This window comes from Niveispirillum cyanobacteriorum, assembly GCF_002868735.1.
GTDB lineage: Bacteria > Pseudomonadota > Alphaproteobacteria > Azospirillales > Azospirillaceae > Niveispirillum > Niveispirillum cyanobacteriorum.
This window is the reverse complement of the sequence record NZ_CP025614.1, coordinates 125700-146707: the sequence shown is the minus strand read 5'-3', so window position 1 is coordinate 146707 and position 21008 is coordinate 125700. Positions and strand designations below refer to the sequence as shown.

General features: G+C 60.2%; 18 protein-coding genes and 2 pseudogenes. 11 read left to right on the top strand and 9 right to left on the bottom strand.

Annotation, left to right across the window (positions count from 1 at the left end):
- Positions 1-104: 104 nt before the first annotated feature.
- The 6 genes from C0V82_RS25705 to napE are packed head-to-tail and all read right to left on the bottom strand — an operon-like array spanning position 105 to position 4489.
- Entirely contained in the window at positions 105-746 is a 642-nt protein-coding gene (locus C0V82_RS25705) for a NapC/NirT family cytochrome c (RefSeq protein WP_102115307.1), read from the bottom strand.
- Complete coding sequence (locus C0V82_RS25700; protein ID WP_102115306.1) at positions 746-1279, bottom strand: nitrate reductase cytochrome c-type subunit; 534 nt, start codon at positions 1277-1279, stop codon at positions 746-748. The genes C0V82_RS25705 and C0V82_RS25700 overlap by 1 nt, the downstream gene beginning before the upstream one ends.
- Before the next feature lie 3 nt (positions 1280-1282).
- Positions 1283-3784 (bottom strand): nitrate reductase catalytic subunit NapA, encoded by a 2502-nt coding sequence (gene napA, locus C0V82_RS25695; protein WP_102115305.1) that lies wholly within the window; start codon positions 3782-3784, stop codon positions 1283-1285.
- A complete protein-coding gene (locus C0V82_RS25690; RefSeq protein WP_158660229.1) occupies positions 3781-4050 on the bottom strand; it encodes a chaperone NapD in 270 nt (89 codons plus the stop codon). Before C0V82_RS25690 ends, napA begins: the two co-directional genes overlap by 4 nt.
- Positions 4040-4324, bottom strand: a complete 285-nt coding sequence (locus C0V82_RS25685) for a 4Fe-4S dicluster domain-containing protein (protein ID WP_102115376.1) — start codon at positions 4322-4324, stop codon at positions 4040-4042. The genes C0V82_RS25690 and C0V82_RS25685 overlap by 11 nt, the downstream gene beginning before the upstream one ends.
- Positions 4325-4336: 12 nt before the next feature.
- Positions 4337-4489: a periplasmic nitrate reductase, NapE protein gene (gene napE, locus C0V82_RS25680; RefSeq protein WP_102115303.1), complete on the bottom strand. Its 153-nt coding sequence runs from the start codon at positions 4487-4489 to the stop codon at positions 4337-4339.
- Between the two features lie 547 nt (positions 4490-5036).
- On the opposite strand from napE, the gene C0V82_RS25675 reads away from it, so the two are divergent.
- Entirely contained in the window at positions 5037-5951 is a 915-nt protein-coding gene (locus C0V82_RS25675; protein ID WP_158660228.1) for a hypothetical protein, read from the top strand.
- 223 nt (positions 5952-6174) lie between these two features.
- Here the strand turns inward: C0V82_RS25675 and C0V82_RS25670 are convergent, their stop codons facing one another.
- On the bottom strand, positions 6175-9150 hold the full coding sequence (locus C0V82_RS25670; protein ID WP_342752450.1) for a Tn3 family transposase: 2976 nt from the start codon (positions 9148-9150) through the stop codon (positions 6175-6177).
- A 522-nt stretch (positions 9151-9672) separates the two neighbouring features.
- Here C0V82_RS25670 and C0V82_RS25665 point away from each other — a divergent pair.
- The 6 genes from C0V82_RS25665 (at position 9673) to C0V82_RS25645 (ending at position 13632) form a co-directional block, all read left to right on the top strand.
- Positions 9673-10404 (top strand): hypothetical protein, encoded by a 732-nt coding sequence (locus C0V82_RS25665; RefSeq protein ID WP_158660227.1) that lies wholly within the window; start codon positions 9673-9675, stop codon positions 10402-10404.
- 20 nt (positions 10405-10424) lie between these two features.
- On the top strand, positions 10425-11075 hold the full coding sequence (locus tag C0V82_RS25660; RefSeq protein WP_158660226.1) for a hypothetical protein: 651 nt from the start codon (positions 10425-10427) through the stop codon (positions 11073-11075).
- 310 nt (positions 11076-11385) lie between these two features.
- Positions 11386-11802 (top strand): IS66-like element accessory protein TnpA, encoded by a 417-nt coding sequence (gene tnpA, locus C0V82_RS25655; RefSeq protein WP_211108026.1) that lies wholly within the window; start codon positions 11386-11388, stop codon positions 11800-11802.
- Between the two features lie 5 nt (positions 11803-11807).
- Positions 11808-12152 carry an IS66 family insertion sequence element accessory protein TnpB gene (gene tnpB / locus C0V82_RS25650; protein WP_425438294.1) on the top strand — a complete coding sequence of 115 codons (345 nt, stop codon included), beginning with the start codon at positions 11808-11810 and terminating at the stop codon, positions 12150-12152.
- A gap of 50 nt (positions 12153-12202) precedes the next feature.
- Complete coding sequence (locus tag C0V82_RS27180) at positions 12203-12394, top strand: hypothetical protein (RefSeq protein WP_158660225.1); 192 nt, start codon at positions 12203-12205, stop codon at positions 12392-12394.
- Between the two features lie 75 nt (positions 12395-12469).
- Positions 12470-13632 (top strand): IS3 family transposase gene (locus tag C0V82_RS25645; RefSeq protein ID WP_102115298.1). Its coding sequence is split into 2 segments (ribosomal slippage): positions 12470-12743 and positions 12743-13632, totalling 1164 coding nucleotides; the frame shifts between segments, so codons are not numbered across the junction.
- A gap of 68 nt (positions 13633-13700) precedes the next feature.
- Here C0V82_RS25645 and C0V82_RS25640 read toward each other — a convergent pair.
- Positions 13701-14089: pseudogene (locus tag C0V82_RS25640) on the bottom strand (IS5 family transposase); the annotation flags it as partial.
- A 188-nt stretch (positions 14090-14277) separates the two neighbouring features.
- Between C0V82_RS25640 and C0V82_RS25635 the strand changes: the two are divergent.
- The 4 genes and pseudogenes from C0V82_RS25635 (at position 14278) to C0V82_RS25620 (ending at position 19599) form a co-directional block, all read left to right on the top strand.
- A complete protein-coding gene (locus C0V82_RS25635) occupies positions 14278-16212 on the top strand; it encodes a methyl-accepting chemotaxis protein (protein WP_102115296.1) in 1935 nt (644 codons plus the stop codon).
- Positions 16213-16385: 173 nt separating this feature from the next.
- Positions 16386-17549, top strand: a pseudogene (locus C0V82_RS25630) (IS3 family transposase).
- Between the two features lie 74 nt (positions 17550-17623).
- Positions 17624-18994: an IS66 family transposase gene (tnpC, locus tag C0V82_RS25625; protein WP_102115295.1), complete on the top strand. Its 1371-nt coding sequence runs from the start codon at positions 17624-17626 to the stop codon at positions 18992-18994.
- Positions 18991-19599 carry a YecA/YgfB family protein gene (locus C0V82_RS25620; RefSeq protein WP_102115294.1) on the top strand — a complete coding sequence of 203 codons (609 nt, stop codon included), beginning with the start codon at positions 18991-18993 and terminating at the stop codon, positions 19597-19599. Before tnpC ends, C0V82_RS25620 begins: the two co-directional genes overlap by 4 nt.
- A gap of 218 nt (positions 19600-19817) precedes the next feature.
- Here C0V82_RS25620 and C0V82_RS27175 read toward each other — a convergent pair whose 3' ends face one another.
- Complete coding sequence (locus C0V82_RS27175) at positions 19818-20906, bottom strand: hypothetical protein (RefSeq protein WP_158660224.1); 1089 nt, start codon at positions 20904-20906, stop codon at positions 19818-19820.
- Positions 20907-21008: the final 102 nt, after the last annotated feature.

Sequence of the window (21008 nt, the reverse complement as noted above, 5' to 3'; positions counted from 1 at the left end):
ATGATGTTATATTTTTATACACAATAAAGCCACAGGGAACACGAAACCCGATCCCGTCAGCTGGCGGGATCGGGTGCTGAACAATCAAGGGGGATGGTGGCAGGTTACGGGCTGGCCGTTGCGGCTGTTTTGTCCGGCATGGTCCAGATAGGAACGCCCGTCATGTCGGGCAGGCGGTGGGCGATGCCCTTGTGGCAGTCGATGCAGGTGGCCTGGCCTGTAAACAGGAAGCGCTGGTGTGCGTCGGCCCCGCGCGCGCCCTGGCGGGTGATGTCCATGCTGTCGGCACTGTGGCAGTTGCGGCATTCCAGAGAATTGTTGGCCTTCAGCCTCGCCCACTCATGGCTTGCCAGTTCCTTGCGCTTGGCCTCGAACTTTTCCGGCGTATCGACCGTGCCGAAGATCTTGCCCCAGACCTCCTTGGAGGCCTGCATCTTGCGGGCGATCTTGTCGGTCCAGTTATGGGGGACATGGCAGTCCGGGCAGGTGGCGCGCACGCCGGACCGGTTGGAATAATGGATGGTCTGTTTGAGGTCGGCGTAGGGATTATCCCTCATCTCATGACAGGTGATGCAGAACGCTTCCCGGTTGGTCATTTCCAGCGCCGTATTGAACCCGCCCCACCAGAGGACGCCTGCCACAAAGCCCCCGATGGTCAGGAACCCGATGCCCAGATGCGCCGCCGGGCGATTGAATGCGGTCCACGCCGCCTTGGCGAGAGAGAGCGCCCGTTCGATGATGGTCATCATTTTCCCTCCCCGGCCGGCGGACGGCTGTCACGGATGACGCTGTCCACATCGCGGAAGGTATTGACCACACGCGGTTGCGCATCCGTCTGCGGTACATGGCATTGCAGGCAGAAATAACGGCGGGTGGACACGGCACCCAGCACCTGCCCATCGCGGTCCTGGAAATGGGTGACGGAGATCATGGGGGCCTGACTGTCGCCCGTGAATTCGCGGGCATGGCAGGTCAAGCACTTGTTGGCACGCAGATCCAGCTGATAGCCGGCGATGGCATGCGGGATGACGGGCGGCTGTTCGGGATAGTTGCGCTGCCGCCGTTGGTCATCACTGACATCCTTGGGCATGGGGGGCGCTTCCTGCACCACCAGTCCCTCGGCGCCGGTGAAGGCGGGCCGTCCGCTGGCCTTCACATCGCCGGAGCTGGCGGCGGCGGGTGCCGGGTCGGTGGCAAAGGCCTGCTGTGCCAGCGGCTGCAGCAGCAGGGGCAGGGCGGCCAGCAGGGCCAGAAGCGCGGGTGTGTGGCGCTTGCTCATGGCTCAGGCCCCCTCGACCGGGGTGATGCGCACGGCGCATTTCTTGAAATCGGTCTGTTTGGAAATGGGATCGGTGGCGTCCAATGTGACGCGGTTGATCAGGACGTCGGCATCGAACCAAGGCACGAAAACCAGACCGCGTGGCGGCTTGTTCCGCCCGCGCGTTTCCACCCGTGCCCGCACCTGTCCCCGGCGTGATGCGATCACAACCTCCTGCCCGCGCCGGACCTGCATCGCCTGGGCATCGTTCGGGTGCATGTAGCAGAGCGCTTGCGGCACCGCCTTGTGCAGTTCCGGTACGCGCCGCGTCATCGACCCGCTGTGCCAATGTTCCAGCACGCGGCCTGTTGACAGCCAGAACGGATAGTCCTTGTCCGGGCTTTCAGCAGGCGATTCATAGGGAAGGGCGAATATGCGGGCCTTGCCATCCTTGTGCCCATAGAACCGCATGCCCTCGCCCACCGGGACATAGGGATCGCTCCCTTCCCGGAAGCGCCAGCGGGTTTCCTTGCCATTCACCACCGGCCAGCGCAGGCCGCGTTCGGCGTGATAGGTGTCATAGGAGGCCAGATCATGGCCATGCCCCCGGCCAAAGCTGGCATATTCTTCAAACAGGCCCTTTTGCAGGTAGAAGCCGAAGGCCCTCGCCTCCCGGTTCTCGTACTCCTTATCGCATTCGGTGACGGGGAAACGGTCCACCTGCCCGTTGCGGTAGAGGATGTCGTACAGTGTCTTGCCGCGATATTCAGGTGCCTTGGCCAGCAAATCCGCCGGCCACACCTCCTCCACCTTGAAACGTTTGGAGAATTCGACCAGCTGCCACAGGTCGGACTTCGCCTCGCCGGGGGCATTGACCAGCTGGTGCCAGACCTGGGTCCGACGTTCGGCATTGCCATAGGCGCCTTCCTTTTCCACCCACATGGCAGCGGGCAGGACCAGATCGGCGGCCATGGTGGTGACGGTGGGATAGGCGTCGGACACGACGATGAAATTGTCGGGATTGCGGTATCCGGGCCAGGTCTCGTTGGCGGTGTTGGGGGCCGCCTGCATATTGTTGTTCACCTGCACCCAATAGCAGTTCAGCTTGCCATCCTTCAGCATCCGGTCCTGCTGTACCGCGTGGAAGCCCGGCTTGGCCGGAATGGTGCCTTCCGGCAGCTTCCACAGATGTTCGGCATGGGCGCGGTGTTCGGGATTGGTCACCACCATGTCGGCGGGCAACCGGTGGGAAAATGTTCCCACCTCGCGTGCCGTGCCACAGGCACTGGGTTGCCCTGTCAGGGAGAAGGGGCTGTTGCCAGGTTCAGCAATTTTGCCGGTGAGCAGATGGATGTTGTAGACAAGGTTATTGGCCCAGACACCGCGCGTATGCTGGTTGAAACCCATGGTCCAGAAGCTGACCACCTTGATCTTTGGATCGGCATAAAGCTCGGCCAGGGCCTTCAGCCGGGCGGCGGGCACGCCCGACTGTGCCGCCACCTTTTCCAGCGTGTAGGGCGCGACGAAGGCGGCGAATTCATCAAAGCTGATGGGGTCGCTTTCATTGGCCTTGGCGGCATTCCTGGCCGCCACCTCCAGCGGATGGGTGGGCCGCAGCCCATAGCCGATATCGTCCCGGCCCTTCACGAAGGTCGTGTATTTGCTGACGAAATCTTTATCGACGCGCCCCGTCTTGATGATGTGGTTGGCGATGTAGTTCAGGATGGCCAGATCGGTCTGTGGCGTAAAGATCATGGGGATGTCGGCCAACTCAAACGACCGATGCTCGAACGTCGACAGCACCGCCACCTTTACATCCGGGTTGGACAGGCGGCGGTCGGTGACGCGGGTCCACAGGATGGGGTGCATCTCCGCCATGTTGCTGCCCCACAGGACAAAGGCGTCGGCGGCCTCGATATCGTCGTAACAGCCCATCGGTTCATCAATGCCGAAGGTGCGCATGAAGCCAGCGACGGCGGATGCCATGCAATGGCGGGCATTGGGGTCGATATTGTTGGACCGGAAACCGGCCTTCATCAGCTTGGATGCGGCATAGCCCTCATGGACGGTCCATTGCCCGGACCCGAACATGCCGATGGCTTCCGGCCCCTTGGCCTTCAACGTCGCCTTCCATTTCTCCGCCATGATGTCAAAGGCCTGGTCCCAGGTGACGGGCGTGAAGTCCCCGTCCTTGGCATATTTGCCATCCTTCATGCGCAGCATGGGCGTGGTCAGCCGGTCCTGACCATAGATGATCTTGGACAGGAAATAGCCCTTTACGCAGTTCAGGCCGCGATTGACCTCCGATTTCTGGTCGCCATGGGTGGCGACGATCCGCCCCTCCTTCACGCCGACCATGACGCCGCAGCCTGTGCCGCAGAAACGACAGGGAGCCTTCGACCATTTCATCTTCGCATCCTGGCCGGTGGGAAGCTGCGTAGCCGCCGCCTCCAGGGTCAGGCCGGCGGTGGCTGCGGCGGTGGCTGCCGCCTGGGCCTTCAGGTAATCGCGTCGGGTCAGGGTCATGGCATCGGCTCCGCAAGGGCTGCCGCTGGTTCGGCATGGTGGTAGACAGGCAAGGCGCTGTAGACGCCGGGCAAGGCATTGATGGCGTCCAACGTATCGGCCACGGCCCGGTCGCTGGCCCTTTCGACCAGCACGATCAGGCGGCTTTCATCGCCCCTGGCGGGCACGATCTCACAATCGAGATCCAGCAGCCGCGCCGTCAGGTCGGGTATGGCATTGGCGGCCGCGTGAACGATGAAGCTGGAGATATGGACCTCACTGACCATGGGTTTCCTCCATGGTGCCGGAAAGCCGGATGGCATTGACCGGGCAGGGTGGGAGGCAGTCACCACACCCATTGCAGCGGTCCGTATCGACATCTGCACGTGCACGGCCACGTGGCAGAAGATGGAAACGGATCACCCCTTCCAGGCAGGCATCGGCACAGGTCCGGCAATAAGCACCCTTCTCAGCCAGACAGTTGGCACTGATCATGGCCAGAGGGGAACGAACCGGATCCGGGCGGGCGAACAGGGTGCGTCGGGACAGGCGGGTTTCCATGATGGCGTCCCCTCACAAGCCCGGTGGGCCGGCAATCAGCTGCACCATCCAGACGGCGAAGCCATAGGCAGCCACCACCCCAACCGACAGGAGGGGGATCAACCCAAAGGCCAAAAACAGGAATGTCCGCAGCTCGGTTCGTCTTGTTTGAAGATGGACGCTCATGATCGCCTGCCAGCAAGATTATTTGCCAGGGGAACCAATATGACGATCGTAATTTATGGACATTGATCAGGATCAATTTTGGTCACAGATGACGGCTTAAACGCAAGTGTTTTCCATCATGTGCTTAATACGGCAATTAATATTTATTGATATATTTATGATGTTCACTTGATTTTTATCAAGACTATGGCCAGCCGCGTATTTTATCGATCGCTGAGTATTCCGTCTTCTATACTGGCATGGTTTGACGAATGGGTTTACCAGCCAGCCATTTGGATCTGTAATCCGATGGTCGCAACATAAGGAACTTGGTTGGTCGGTGATGGCGGGTGCCGTTGCCGTGAATGGCATCGAACGCAGCATTGCTGGCGGTCCCCGGAACAGGGTGCCGACCGTACCGGAACCCCGGTCGCAGGGTCCAGGACGTGGTCGGTGTCGGTACAAGGTCAATCAGGGCATCCAGGGATAGAATAACATGGACGGAAGTGGCGCATCAGTTGCACCGCGCCAACCGGGTCTGAATGTGCTGTGAAGCGTCCAGGTCAAGGTGAAAGCGGGAAAGCCCCTGGATTTCAGATCCCGTCCCGCCGAGCGCCCGGCACAAGCAGGCAAAGCTTGCCCGCCACACGGCATCCTGCCTATCGGCGAAGAGCATGGCATGCGTATTGATCCCTTCTCAACTGCCTATTCCCCCTTCTCGGGCCGAGCCGCTGCCCGCAAGCCTGAAGAGGTGGCAGCGCCTCCCTTACAGATGCAAGGCAACGCCACCGCGCTGAAAGGTGCGGAACCCACAAACAGCACGGCCACCGCCGGCACCGTCAAGAATTGGGGCTTGTCCGCCCCGGCTATGGGTCCACTGCCGCTCAATCCCGAGTTGCCGACGCCCAAAGGTGTTGCTGCCAAGGTCAAGGGGGTGGGCTCTGATTTCCGAATGGTCCTGGCCGTTGCCGGCATCAGCACCGACCCGCCCATCAGGATGAAACTGGATGGTCAGGGCAGCATCATTCTGGACGCAGACGATCCACAGTCTGTCGATGTTCAGAAGCTACTGACAGAAAACAAGAGTCTGGCTTGGAACGTGTCGCAGCTGGTGCGCGAAGCGCAGCGGGCAGAAGAGACGGAGGCCACAACCGCGTGGCATGAGCAGGTGTCGGCAGGCACGTCACCGCAGCAGGCCAACCGGGCTTTCACCCAGGCCCATCACCAGATCAGCGCCGCCTCCGGGTTCTCCCTGTCGGGGGAGGAACTGAGCTTCGATGTTACCGGCATGGGCCGTAAACTGATGGGGCAGGGGGGAGTCGGATCAGCCGAAGACGAGATCATGTTCCGCGAAACTTTGCGCCTGACGGATCGCGCCACCACCCGCGAGGCGGAAATGAAGGAGCATGACGGCAAATACTCAGACAGCAGAAGCGGTACTGATGGTGACACGACCCAACCACTGATCCTGCACGGTCCATAACAAATACCCGGCCCGAAGGGGGACAGCCACTCCTGTCCCCCGTTTACTCCCTCCCCGCCTGCCAGAACGGGCATATAGTCGAAGGGCTGAGTCAGCACGGTATTGCACAATCTTTTCCATAATGAAAATTATCAATCCAGCGCTAAACAGAAGTGTAGGTTCTATTTTGGGGTCACGACATAGAAGGGGCGAAAAACCACGCTAAGCGGACAAATAGAGAACATCATGTCGTAAGGCGTTCGGATGGTGTTCTCAGCATTCTGTAGCCGTCTTTATCGAGTTGCGCCGGTTCGGCCCAGAGATAGTCGCCGGTGAGGTTGATATGCTGCCAGCCCAGGGGTGCAAGGTAAGGCAGCAGGTTGTCGGGAATGTCCTCCCCCTGTCCGCGCAGGAACCGGATGGCGCGGTCCATATAGACTGTGTTCCACAGGATGATGGAGGCCACGACCAGGTTCAGACCGCTGGCCCGATGCTGCCGGCTTTCCAGGGTCCGGTCCCTCAGGCGACCGAGGCGGTGGAAGCACACGGCGCGGGCCAGGGCGTTGCGGGATTCACCCTTGTTCAGTTCCGCCGTCGCCTGCCGGCGCAACATCGGATCGTCCAGCCAGTCGAGAGTGAACAGCGTGCGTTCGATCCGACCGACCTCGCGCAGGGCCAGGGCCAGCCCGTTCTGGCGGGGATAGGAGCCCAGGCGGCGCAGCATCAGAGACGCCGGCACCGTGCCCATCCGCACCGACGTGGCCAGCCGAAGCAGGTCGTCCCAGTGGGTTGTGATCATGGCTTCGTCGATGCGGGCCGCGATGAAGGGTTCCAGCGCCGGCCAGGTCGATGCCGGACCGAATGTGTGCAGCCGGCGATTGGCAATGTTGGGGATGCGCGGCGCGAAGCGAAACCCCAACAGGTGGCAGAGGCCGAACACATGGTCCGAAACACCGCCGCCATCGGTGTGGTGGACAGCAATATTGATATCGCCGCCATGATAGAGCAGCCCGTCGATGACATGGGCAGCCTCTCCCTCCGACACGGATATCACCTTGGTGTGGAAGGGCGCATAGCGACCGGAAATGCAGGTGTAGAAGGAGATGGCGGGTCCCGATCCCTTGTGCGGGTTGACGGCACCGGCCACTTCGCCCTGGCCGCCCAGCGGGAAATGCTGGCCGTCCGAACTGGACACCGACGCATCACCGAACCAGACGGACAGAGGGTGCGCGTGTTGGGCGGCGATCACGCGGGCCAGGGCGCGACCATAATTCTCTTCGCTGAGATGCCAGCCGGCGGCCCAAGCCAGTTGTCGATAGGTGGCGACATCGCAAGCCTCGGCCATACGTGTCAGGCCCAGGTTGGTGGCGTCGGCCAGCACGGCTGTCAGGGTGATGCGCGGATCGTCCGCTGGAAGGTGCGAGCGCAGATGGGTGAAGCACTCCATCATGCCGGTCCAGCGGTTCACCTCGGTCAGCAGCTCGGTGATGCGCACCCGCGGCATCACGGCCTGTACGCGGTCGGCCAGTTGCTCCGCCGCCTCCGGGGTAACGGCTTGCAATGGTGAGATCTTCAACGCCGTCCCGTTGATCCTGACATCCGGGAGCAACTGCTTTGCCGCCTGCCCGTCCACATGGCGCAGCCGCTCCTCAAGCAACTCTCGCCTCTCACGCAGGTAGCCGACGGCCTCCTCCTGCACAGCGACAGGCAGTGGCCCGGCCAGCTTCATGGTCGAGAACAGGGTCTTCGGCACGAGCTGATCTTCCACGGCCCGGTATTGCCGGCTGCCAGCCACCCAGATGTCCCCGGCGCGCAGCCGGTCACGCAGTTCCACGAACAGGCAGAGTTCATAGGCGGGCGCGTTGATCCCATCGCCGCGCAGCACCGCCGCCCGCCAGGTGCGCCGGATGAAGCCGGTTGGCAGGCCCTTGGGCAGATTCCGACGGGACCCGGCATAGAAGGTCCGCATCAGAGCCAATGCGTTCAGCAGGGCACCGACACCGGCGATGCCCTGGAAGCTGAAACTATCCAGGAACATTGGGCCCACCCGGCGCAGCAGGGCGTGGTTGGTGGCGGCCAGTGCCGCATAATCGGTGCCATCGTCGCGGGTCAGTTCGCCGGCCTCCGCCACGGCGGCCTTGAACTTCTCCCAGGGAATGACCGCCTCGATGGCCGCGAAGGCATCGGTCCCTTTGCCGCGTGCGTCGATCAGCGCTTCACCGACCCTGGCCAGCAACCGCACCTTCTCATTCATGGCCCGGCTGTTGGCCTGGATCGTCTCTGCCGCGCGGCGTTCCGCTCGTCGGAACAGGCCGCCGATGAGACGATCGAACATGCCGATGATATCGTCTGTGAGCCGGGTGATGGTTTCCAGCACGGTCATCGTCACGATGGACTGTCGGCGCAGCGGTGCCAGGGCTGACAGATGCTGGGATGACAGCCGGCTGCCTTCCCGGATCAGGAGATGGACGCGATCCGCATGGATGCTTTCACGGATCGCCGGATCAATGCCGCGGGTGCGCAAGACGGACAATTGTTCAATCAGTCGGGCCATGGCGCGGTGGCCCATGGCACCGGGGGACTGACGTGCCCAGGCCAGCAGGCTTATGCCGGTATCAGGGCGTTCCGCCAGCAACCCGTCTATGCCTTCGCGTTGCTCCACCGTCAGGGCGGCATTAATCTGCCTTTCGACATGGCGCTCGGCCTGCAACAGCGCAGTGGCCACCAGGCGTTCAATGGTAGTGGTCGCCGGAGCTGCGACGGTCCGCCGCCGCAGTTCCTCCATCAGCAGGCCCGCCAGAACCAGGCCGCTTGTGGTGGCCAGCGCGACCGGCAGCAGCCATTTGGCGATCTCCCGTCGGATCGGCTGCGAGAAGGTGGTGTAGCCATAGATGGCGTAAAGGGCTTCGAGTTGGTCGTAGCGTGTCTGTGACCTGGTGGCATATTCTGCCAACGCGTCGGGCGGCAGATCCAACTGGTCAGCGACGAATGACAGCACCTGTGGAGGAACCAGTTCCCCCGGTCGCAACAGACGGCCCGGATAGCGCAGGGCACAGAGCTGGACGGCGAAGCCGAGCTGGTTATGCGGTCGACGCCGACGCGCGACGACGGCGATGTCGGCAGGGCTCAGTGTGTAATGGCGGATCAGGTCAGCCTCCACCGCGGGCAGCGCGAACAGCGCCTCGGCCTGGGCATCGGTGAGCACGCTGCGGCGCGGCATGGCGGTGTTGTCCCAGTTGGAGTAATGTCTGTCTGATACGCAACAAAGCCCAGACGTTCTGCCGCTGACAGGTGTCGTTTTCAGAAGATGAATGCACGAAATGTCAGAACCGGACTGCACTAGCTAACCTGAAAAATCACCGAGCTGGCGGTTATCGACAATGCAGGCGACCATCCTTGCCGCCGCTTTGAACCGGAATCGATCACCCTTAGCGCCAGCACACCAACACGGGTGACAGGCCGGGCGGCAACGGCGTACTCTTTCCCATAGTGGGTGCTATGCCTCATCGGATCGGTCGGATTTGTATTCGACGACTGAATCCTATATCCAATCAATGATTTATGCGATAGCAGCCAACAATCAGCACACTCTTATTGCACAATCCAGGTAACGTCATCTCTCAACGAACCATAACCGCCGTACACAAAATCAACCCAATGTCCCATTTGTTTCGACGACGGACACACGGCTGGATTGGCAGAAGCGGGCCGCTGCATCATCTGGCCCTCAATGGAGGATACGATGACGGTGAGCCTAGGCACCTTCCTGCAAGGCCTGACCGATGTGGAACAGGCGGAATCCGGGCAGGCAATGAAGAGGTGCGCGCAGGCCGAGGGTATAGAGCGTTGGACCGCCGGCGGGACGGTTCAAGAACCACTTGTTGCTGTGATCGGGCTATCTGCGTCTCCTGAATGGACTACTCATCAATCCGGCAGGTTGCCCGCAAGCCACCCGCCCGTGACTGGGCTACTTTGGGCTGAAACACAAAAAGCACTGGCCGCAAGACTGGAGCAGATCGGTAGGCCAGATCTGCTGACGGTGCTGCTTCTGCCCGCGTTCCTCGCCGAGACGCAGCAGCTGACACCTGGAACATCGGTGATTGCCGTCGACGGGAAAGAACAAGCGGCTCTGGCTGCCCAGGCGTTATTCTGGGCCATATTGTCACCAGGAATGATAGGAATAGATCCTGTCGATGTCGCCTACTTGATGGCGGGTCGAACGTTCCGTCTCGCTGGCTCCTGGCGGGTCGAAAGTTGGGAGGCTGCGTTCAACTCACTGGCGCATTGCGAAATTCTGCTTGGGGCTTCATACCTTGTGACGATCACAATGCCGACCTACATGACGCTTTCGGAGTTGGATGACCTGTTCAGGCAAATCGAATCAAAACTCCCTTCGAGTGCGATCATGTTGTCAGTAGCACCATTCACCGAAAGCAATGTGATTTCCATCACTTGCCTAGTTTCAGCTTCATAAAGTCCAAATTGGAGACAACAATGCACAGTGATATTCAGCGTCGAATAGACCTCCTGATGAATGACACAGCCTCATCCTTGTCGAGATCCCTCTATTTCTATTCGCCATCACGCCATAATTCCAAGGAAGGCAACGCGCTTCGTGAAAGCAATGCGCTTCTTCACTTGTCCCACTGCTGCTTGAACCAAGGCTGGGCCGTCTTCTCGGAGGCTGCGCGGCACGAGCAGGCTAGTGGTGGGCTGGACCTGCTTGCCTATCATCCAGACCTCAAGGTCCAAATGCGGGTCGAGGGCAAGCGCTTAATCGGGGCTGAATCATTTGGCAAGATTCTAGAAGACGTGGCCAAGATCAATCGGTTCCAGCTGAACGCCCATGACAATGAGGGAGCTGAAATCCTGACCCCGTCCCGATGCATTGGGCTGATAGTTGCGGTTACGCATAGCCGGGAGATTGCAGATTGGTGGGTATCGACAGAGGCCGTATCAGATGCTGTCGAAGACGAGAGGCGGCGGGGCGTTCGCGCCTACCTGACAGACGTTGAGACCGGAGCTGCCTCAACAGCCCAGGCTATTCATTTTGAAACTTGGTTCGAAGGCAAGGGGCTGAGCCAGAACTGGCTGTTGTATGCTTGGCACGACGTTGCGGTCAGCACGGAAACCATGAGAACCTGAAGGTTTAGCACGGATTATGCACGAGGGTCGTTACGCTGCCAGTAGCGCGTAGCGGTTGTTATGCGAGGTGTTGTTCGGGTGTCCTACCCCGTTCCGGGACTATCGGGAATTTCGTGCTCGGCTGGGCCATAGTGATGCGAAAGGAGCTTCACGATGGCACGACGCAAGGACCCTGTTATCCCCGATGCCCTTCTGGACCAGTTGCTGGCTGGCGGCGACGCGAAGGCAGTAACCGTCACGAGCGCCCCACCTTCTTTTCATTGAGGGGACGGACGAGGTTTCTGGCTTCGATCAGGAGCAGGAGGCTGGGGTGGACGGTAAGATCATGTTTGATGGCTGTCTTGAAGACATAGATGAAGGCAGTCGCTATCGGCGTGTGGAGGTGATCACGGGCCGGCGGCGTCGTCGGAATTGGACAGCGGCGGAGAAGGCGCTGATTGTGTCGGAAAGTGCCGTGGCGGGTGCGAACATCTCGGATGTGGCGCGACGCCACGGGGTGAACCGAGCCTTGCTGAGTGTGTGGCGTCGGCAGGCGGGGCTGTCGGAGATTTCGGGTTCTGGGCAGTTCGTACCGGTGACGTCGGAGGCGCCGACGCCCTGCGAGGGGCGGACAGTGGAACCTAGTGCGGTGGATGTTGATCTGCGTGCCGGCCGGGTCCGGTTCAGCGGGGCGGTGGATCCCAGCCTGGCCCGGGCGGTGCTGACGGCCCTGCGGGGAGCGCTGTGATCCGGCTGGGGGCGGAGCCGAAGATCCTGCTCTGGTCGGCACCGATCGACTTCCGCAAGGGGGTGAACGGCTTGGTGGCCCTGGTGGCGGATGCATTGGCGGCCGATCCGTATTGCGGGGATGTGTTCGTCTTTCGCTCCAAGCGCAACGACCGGCTGAAGCTTCTGGTCTGGGATGGGACGGGCCTTATTCTGGCAACAAAATGGCTTGAGGCTGGGCGGATCATCTGGCCTCCGGCGCGCCAGGGCGTAGTGCGCTTGAGTGCCGGTCAATATTCGCTGCTATCCGACGGCTTGGACTGGACGCGGGTGGTTCCGGCGGTGGTCAGAAAGCCTGTCTGGCTGGGCTGATTACGTTGATTCCACTGGGGTTTTGAGCGGTTCTCGGGTAGAATCAGCCCATGTCGCCAAGCTCCCCTCCGCCCCCTGTGGACCCGCAGATTCTGCTACGGATGATCGCCGTTCTGGCGGAGAAGAACGCGCGCCTGGAGGCTGAGGTGGCCGCCTATCGGCGCCTTGTGTTCGGGCCCCGCTCGGAGCGGACGGCCACCCTTCTGCCGGGCCAGGAGAGCCTCGATCTGGGTGATGGTTGAGCTGGCCCCGTAAAACTGGACAAGTCGTTAAGCTCGGGATTTGCTCTTCCATAACGGAGAGAGGAAAATCGGAGCATGAGCAAGTCGACACGACGGAACCACAGTGCGTCGTTTAAGGCGAAGGTGGCGCTTGAGGCGCTTCGGGGCGATCAGACAGTGCCGGAGATAGCGGCTAAGCACGGCATTCACCACACGTTGGTGAACGAATGGAAGCGTGCGCTTTCTGAAGGGGCGACATCAGTATTCGAACGTGGGGTAGACCGATCGGCCAAGGACGCGGCAGGGCTGACGGACGAGCTGTACAAGCAGATCGGCCAGCAGAAGGTACAGATTGATTTTTTGTCACGGGCGCTCGGCAAATGAGCCGGGCGGATAAGCGGGCGATGATCAACCCCCAGTACGCCGACCTGTCGGTGGCGCAGCAATGCACGCTGATCGGCCTCAGCCGATCCAGTTTTTACTACCGACCGGTCAACGACAATGCATCGGATCCGGCGCTGATGGCATTGATCGACAAGCAGTTTCTGGAGACGCCCTGGTATGGATCGCGGCGAATGACGGCCGTGCTGCGCCGGGGTGGTCACAGCGTCAACCGCAAGCGGATACGGCGGTTGATGCGGGTGATGGGTCTGGCGGTGATTTGGCAGAAGCCGAACACCAGCAAACCGAATCCGGCACACAAAGTCTACCCCTACCTTCTACGGGACCTGGTGATCGACCGACCGAATCAGGTGTGGGCAACCGATATTACTTTCATCCCCATGCCAAGAGGGTTCCTGTATCTGGTGGCGATCATGGACTGGTTCAGCCGCAAGGTCCTGTCCTGGCGGCTGTCGAACACGATGGAGGCGGATTTCTGTGTTGAAGCACTGGAAGAGGCCCTGGCACGCTATGGCAAGCCGGAGATTTTCAACAGCGATCAGGGCAGCCAATTCACCAGCATGGCCTTCACCGGCGCGCTGGCGGGAGCCGGTGTGAAAATCAGCATGGATGGCAAGGGGCGGTGTATCGACAACGTTTTTGTAGAGCGGCTCTGGCGCAGCCTGAAATACGAAGACGTCTATTTGCGGGCCTATGACACCGGATCGGCAGCTCGGGCAGGGATCGGCGCCTGGCTGGCGGCCTATAACAGCCAACGACCGCATCAGGGACTGGCCTACCAGACCCCCGATGAGGTTTATCTTCGCCGCCCAGGTTGGACGGGGCTAGCCCCGTCCAACCTGGCTGTGGCAGCATGAAAAATCAGGAGGGCGGATACCGAGCTTAACGACCGACCAAACCTGTCCAGCCATACGGGTCCAGCTCACAGGGCATGGACTTTTGTGGTCTGCCCGCCTCTGGAAATGCCAATGGCTTGCGCCTTGGCCCCCCTTTTCCGCCGTGGGCACACCGATGTGCCTTCACGTAGCTGCCATCCATGGCCACGCTGGTCGTGATCCATTGCCCGGCGGCCAGCGCCTGCAATATCCGGTGCCAGTGCTTGCGCCCAGACCAGCGGTTGAAGCGATTATAAACCGTGGTCGGAGGACCATATTCCGGCGGGCAGTCCTTCCAGCGGCAACCGCTCTTCAGAACGTGGATGATCCCGCTGATGATACGCCGGTCATCAACACGGGGAGGTCCAAACTTGTGCTCAGGAAGGTGTGGCTCGATCGCTGCCCATGCCTTATCCGACAACCAGAAAATGTCCCGCAATCAAGCCTTCAACGCGTCAACGACGCCTTGGAATCATATTTCCTGCGCAATTTCAATACTCTGTGTCGGTTTCGACCCTAGCTACCTATCCATTTGAACAGCCTGCACACGATTGCAAGGAGGGGCGAGTTTGTAGAAGGTAGCCGCTATTGTCCATTTTTGCCGCTATCATCAAAGGGATTGATGCAATGCGCCTGACCCCCAAACTTCTGACACCGATGCTCCTGCTGGCCCTGGTGGCCGCCGGCATCGCCCTTCTGGGCTATAGCAGCGTTGGCAAAGTCATTAACCTGGCCGGCAATGTCGCCGCGCTGGAGGAACAGCGCTATGAAGCGGCGGAGGTCCGGGCGTTGAGCCGGGCTATTCAGCGCGACGCGCTGAATAGCATCGTGGAGCCGGCGGCCGACAAGCTGACTCATTCCGAGCGGGTGGCCAAGCGTTCCGACGAGCTGCTGCGGCGGGCCGATAAGCTGGTGGCTATTCTTGGGTCCGATGCTGCACAGCGAGGTATGGGTAACTTCCTTGCCCTGACCAAGACCGTGGTGGTGGAGGTCAAGGCCGTGACAGCGGCCGCCCTGGCTGGCGATGAACAGCAGGCGTTAACCATTTTTCGCGAGAAAGTGCGTCCGGCTGAACGGGCGGCATCAATGTTGACCGATTCCTTCATCGATGATGCAGCCAAGCGGGTGGAGCAGGCGCTGGCCGCCGAGAAGACAGAGCAAACTTCTGTGACCTGGCAATTGGTGCTGTCGGCGGCGATCGGCATCCTGTTGTCGGTGGTTGCCGGCCTTTATGTCATGCTGATTCTGGTCATACGGCCGCTACGATCCCTCACCTCTGTCACCAAGGATGTGGCCGGTGGCAATCTGGATGTCGCCAACCCTGGTGTGACCCGCCAGGACGAGTTGGGTGATCTGGCGCAGGCGCTGGAGGTCTTCCGCAGGCAGGCCCGCGAGAAATTGGCCCTGGAGCGGGCTGCACGCGAGGCAGAGATGGAGGCCGCCACCCATCGCCGCGCCGCGCTGCAGGCCATGGCCACCACGATTGAGACAGAAACCCGTGTCGCCATGGAACGGATCGGTCAGCGCACACAGACCCTGACCGACAATGCCGACGCCATGTACAACTCTGCCGACGCCGTCGCGGGGAACAGCCAGAGCGTCGCCGCCGCCGCCGATCAGGCCCTTCATAATTCCCAGACGGTGGCCGCAGCCTCCGAAGAGCTGGCAGCCTCCATTGTGGAAATCTCCGGCCAGGTGAGCCGCGCCTCGGTCGTCAGCCGTGATGCCTCGGTCCTGGGTGTGCAGGCCGAGCAGATCATCCGTTCCCTGGACGAGGCGGTGGGTCGCATCGGCGATGTCGTCGTGGTGATCAGTGACGTGGCCGCCCAGACCAACCTGCTGGCGCTCAACGCCACGATTGAGGCGGCGCGGGCCGGCGAGGCAGGTAAGGGCTTTGCCGTTGTTGCGGGCGAGGTGAAGAACCTCGCTAACCAGACCGCACGCTCCACCGAGGATATCACCCGTCAGATCAACGAAGTGCAGCAGGTGACGCGCACCGCCGTTCAGGCCGTGGATGCCATCTGCCGGTCGGTCCAGCAGATGGAGCAGGTATCCGCGTCGGTTGCCGCCGCTGTCGAGGAACAGGGAGCCGCCACGGGTGAAATCAGCCGCAATGTCGCGCAGGCTGCCGATGCCGCGCGCGAAGTGGCGGCCAAGATCGCCCTTGTGTCACAGGAAGCCGCAACAACGGGCCAGCGCGCCACGCAGGTGCGCGGCACCTCTGCCGATGTTTCTACGAGCATCGCGGATTTGCGCAGCATGCTGGTGAAAATCGTCCGCACCTCGGTGCAGGATGTGGACCGCCGCGCGAGCGCCCGTGAACCAGTCGATATCCAGGCCGGTTTTCAGACGGGCGGTCGCCGCGTCGCTCTGCACTTGACCAATCTGTCGATCGATGGTGCGGGGGCCGACCCGGTCCCCGGCCTCACTCCCGGTGACAATGGCATCCTGTCCATCCCCGGTCGCCCTGATACAGAGGCCAGCATCATCGCCGCCGACAGCACGGGCGTACGCCTGCATTTCGCCCCGACAGCAGCAGCGACGGCACGGCGGGCGGGGTAATTTCAACGGCATTATCGAAGAGCGTTGATTGCCACGGCGGCGCCTGCCGCACGGATGCAAAATTCTATGCGTACGCCGCTGACACCCTGGCAGACTGAGCTGGCCCCGTAAAACTGGACAAGTCGTTAAGCTCGGGATTTGCTCTTCCATAACGGAGAGAGGAAAATCGGAGCATGAGCAAGTCGACACGACGGAACCACAGTGCGTCGTTTAAGGCGAAGGTGGCGCTTGAGGCGCTTCGGGGCGATCAGACAGTGCCGGAGATAGCGGCTAAGCACGGCATTCACCACACGTTGGTGAACGAATGGAAGCGTGCGCTTTCTGAAGGGGCGACATCAGTATTCGAACGTGGGGTAGACCGATCGGCCAAGGACGCGGCAGGGCTGACGGACGAGCTGTACAAGCAGATCGGCCAGCAGAAGGTACAGATTGATTTTTTGTCACGGGCGCTCGGCAAATGAGCCGGGCGGATAAGCGGGCGATGATCAACCCCCAGTACGCCGACCTGTCGGTGGCGCAGCAATGCACGCTGATCGGCCTCAGCCGATCCAGTTTTTACTACCGACCGGTCAACGACAATGCATCGGATCCGGCGCTGATGGCATTGATCGACAAGCAGTTTCTGGAGACGCCCTGGTATGGATCGCGGCGAATGACGGCCGTGCTGCGCCGGGGTGGTCACAGCGTCAACCGCAAGCGGATACGGCGGTTGATGCGGGTGATGGGTCTGGCGGTGATTTGGCAGAAGCCGAACACCAGCAAACCGAATCCGGCACACAAAGTCTACCCCTACCTTCTACGGGACCTGGTGATCGACCGACCGAATCAGGTGTGGGCAACCGATATTACTTTCATCCCCATGCCAAGAGGGTTCCTGTATCTGGTGGCGATCATGGATTGGTTCAGCCGCAAGGTCCTGTCCTGGCGGCTGTCGAACACGATGGAGGCGGATTTCTGTGTTGAAGCACTGGAAGAGGCCCTGGCACGCTATGGCAAGCCGGAGATTTTCAACAGCGATCAGGGCAGCCAATTCACCAGCATGGCCTTTACCAGCGTGCTGGCGGGAGCCGGTGTGAAAATCAGCATGGATGGCAAGGGGCGGTGTATCGACAACGTCTTTGTAGAGCGGCTGCAAGCGCCGCCTGAAATACGAAGACGTCTATTTGCGGGCCTATGACACCGGATCGGCAGCTCGGGCAGGGATCGGTGCCTGGCTGGCAGCATATAACAGCCAACGACCGCATCAGGGACTGGCATACCAGACCCCCGATGAGGTTTATCTTCGCCGCCCAGGTTGGACGGGGCTAGCCCCGTCCAACCTGGATGTGGCAGCATGAAAAATCAGGAGGGCGGATACCGAGCTTAAAGACCGGTCAAACCTGTCCAGCCATATGGGTCCAGCTCAGGTGCCGTGCCCGCGCCCGACAGCGCCAACGACAATCAAGATGCGACGGTGGCAGGGGGCAGCGGACGTCGTCCCGCCCGGCGCAATGTCGGCGCCCTGCCGAAGGACCTGCCGCGGATCGAGCGGGTGATCGAGCCGGAGGTTACAGCCTGTCCCTGCTGTGGGGGTGGCCTGCACCGCATCGGCGAGGATGTCAGCGAGGCACTGGACATCATCCCCGCCATCATCCGGGTGCTGCGGACCGTGCGGCCGAAATACGGCTGCCGGGCCTGCGAGGGCAAGATCGTCCAAGCGCCGGCCCCCGCCCGGGTCGTGACCGGCGGCATGGCCTCCACAGCCCTCGTCGCCCATGTGGTGACGGCGCGCTATGCCTGGCACCTACCGCTCTACCGACAATGCCAGATGCTGGCCGGCCAGGGCATCCGCCTGGATCGGGCGACACTGGCCCACTGGATCCGGCGGGCAGCGTGGTGGCTGCGGCCGCTATATGAAAAGCTCCTCGCTCATATCCGCGCCCGGCCGGTCGTGTTCTATGACGAGACCCCGCTGCCACGGCTCGATCCGGGGCGCGGACGCACCAAGACGTGCCAGCTTTGGGCCTGTGCGGTGGACGAGCGGCCCTGGCAGGGGCCGTCGGCCCCGGGGGTAGCCTATGTCTATGCCGAGGGGCGCCAGACGGCCGAGGTTGAAAGGCAGCTGGCGCGGTTCAGCGGCATTCTCCAGGTGGACGGGTATCAGGCCTACAAGGCGCTGGCCAAGGCCGACCGCCCGGCCGGTCCTGTGCGGCTGGCCTATTGCATGGCGCACGCGCGACGGAAGTTCGTGGATGCCTACACCACGACGAAGTCACAGGTGGCGCGTGAGGTGATCGCCCGCATCGGCAGCCTCTATGCCATCGAGGAGCGGATCACTGGCCATCCGCCGGAAATCCGCCGTGCTGTCCGGCAGGCCGAGGCCAAGCCGATCCTGGAGGCTCTCCGGCCCTACCTGCTCGCGGTGCAGGCGCAGATCTCGGCCCAGGCAGGGTTGGCCGGCGCCATCGGCTACATGCTGAACCATTGGGAGGGTCTGTGCGCCTATCTGGCGGACGGGCGCATCGCCATCGACAGCAATGTGGTGGAGCGTTCCATGCGCCCGATCGGCATTGGACGGCGCAACAGTCTGTTCGCCGGTTCGGCCGCCGGTGGCGAGCGCTGGGCCGTCCTGGCCTCTCTGATGAGCACGGCCAAGCTGAACGGCATCGACCCGCAGACCTACCTCCACGATGTGCTCGAGCGCATGGTCTCGGGCGAGGTCACCATCAACCGCCTTGAGGAGTTGCTGCCCTGGGCCTGGAAGGCGGCGCGGAACGGCGTCCTGCTGGAGCACGCGGCATGACCGATAAACCGCGCCTGATACGGGAGACCCGGCGGATCGGACCGGAGGCGCCGATGCCCGTACCAGGCGAGCGGCCCCGGCTGAGCGATGCCGAACTCGGCGCTTACCTGCGCTCCCGGGGTGCAGCAGCGGCCGTGAACAGCCTGAGCGGCCTGGATGGCTATCTGACCGCCATCCATGTGGGGCCAAAGTTCATCGATCCCCGGATCTGGGTGGCGGATCTGGCAGGCGAGCATGCCATGATGGCGGCGGAGGGGACGCAGGATGGGTTGGCCATGCAGGCCCTCGTCCATCATTTCAACCGCATCTCCGTCGCCCTGTCGGATGCCCCGGACCAGTATCGCCCATGGTTCGATACCGATCGCAGCAGCAAGCCCGATCCGTTGTTCTGGGAACTGGGCTTCTACTCAGGGATTTCACTCGCCAAGCGGTCCTGGTCGCAGGTGACGAACCCGAGTAAGCCCGGTCGCCCAATCTTTGACCGGCTCTACGTCCCGCTGGAAAACAAGAAGGCGCTGTCGCCCGACATCGACCGCATCGTCGCCAAAGCAGTCCTCGGGCTGAGGGAATACTTCATGCCACAGCGGCTGAAAGCTCTCCGCTGAACAGGTCAATCCCCGTCAGACGTGCTCCGCTCGTACCGCTTACCGAAGGCAGCTTTTGACCAGAACGGCCTGCTTGACCAGTTGAAGAAGGCGCTGGCAGGAGCGTCAACCGGCCTGCACGCCAAAGTGGCGGCGTAACGACAACCGGGTTTAGCTTATTCCTGCCGCCAAACTGTCCGATCAGACAGGGACACCTCTATTAGTGCACTACACAGTGCCTACTCTAATGAACTTGTAGATTCATACTTACAATTTTGTCTATCTCCAACGGGGCAAGTCATTATCTTGCAGACTTTATTATTGCCTACACTAGTGGAATTTTCAACGCAGGACATCTGCATTTTGTCATTGCTGAAATCCTCCGTCTTCCTCCATTGTGAAAAGGTTGAAAAATACGAATCCATTTCTGCCTGAGAGCTAAACGCACGACCTTCAGTAAATTTTGTCAAAACTTGAAAATTTGGAGCGTGACTCGAAAAATAAAAGTATAATGCATACCCATGAAGGCCTTCGGGTGCCGCCCTCAGCTTAATTGATTTTTCGCTTTCATGAATGTAAAGTCCGCAATCGTTTATTATTTTACAAATTTGTATCATCTTTGCTTCAATTTCTATTCTGCGAGATCCTTTCTTGAAGAGAAAATCAGTCCCCATAGAAGCTACAGATCGCTCAATCGGATCCAAAAACTTTTGCATAACAGAAACCACTGGAATTGCTGGATTTTTTCCCATCAGCATATTGCAAACTTTAATATAAACGCCATTGCTATCGGGACCGATACGGCAAATTGTTTCCCCATCAGGATAGTATGACATCCAGTTTTCTGAACCTTTAATTGTTTTTAAAGTTCGGATAAAATGGCTGTCTGAAGAAGATTTATCTAGAAATGATGACAGTAAATCTATTGAATAGGCCTTGTTTTCAGTAAAAAGTATGCTTAAAAGAGCTTGCTTCTCACCAAAAAACACCCGTGGGGACAAATTTGTATAAATCCCTGTTCCAACTTTCCTAGAGCTGATGCAGTCAGTACATTTTGACAAAGCTGAATTAGCTACATCAAGCTCCATGCCTAGATATAAATTACTAGTAACATCAAAGTTTTGGGAATTATCTCGATCCGATAGTTTAAAAATATCATGATTAATCGGCTCTTCGCTAGATTTTGCCTCCACAGGATTTCCTGTATATAACAAGGAAATTAGCAAAAATAAAATTATTACAAATCCAACAAAACCTTTTGCATTGTAATAACTGCCTAAATTATCATCTGATATGTAGTATCGGTAAAGGGCAGAATTGAACACCATTGTTGAAATCCTCTTTTTTCCAGCATATCCAAATTTCAGCAGATCAGCTAACCGATCGCATGTGCTTTAACACAAAGCAGCGGGAACCGTTGGCATGTGAAG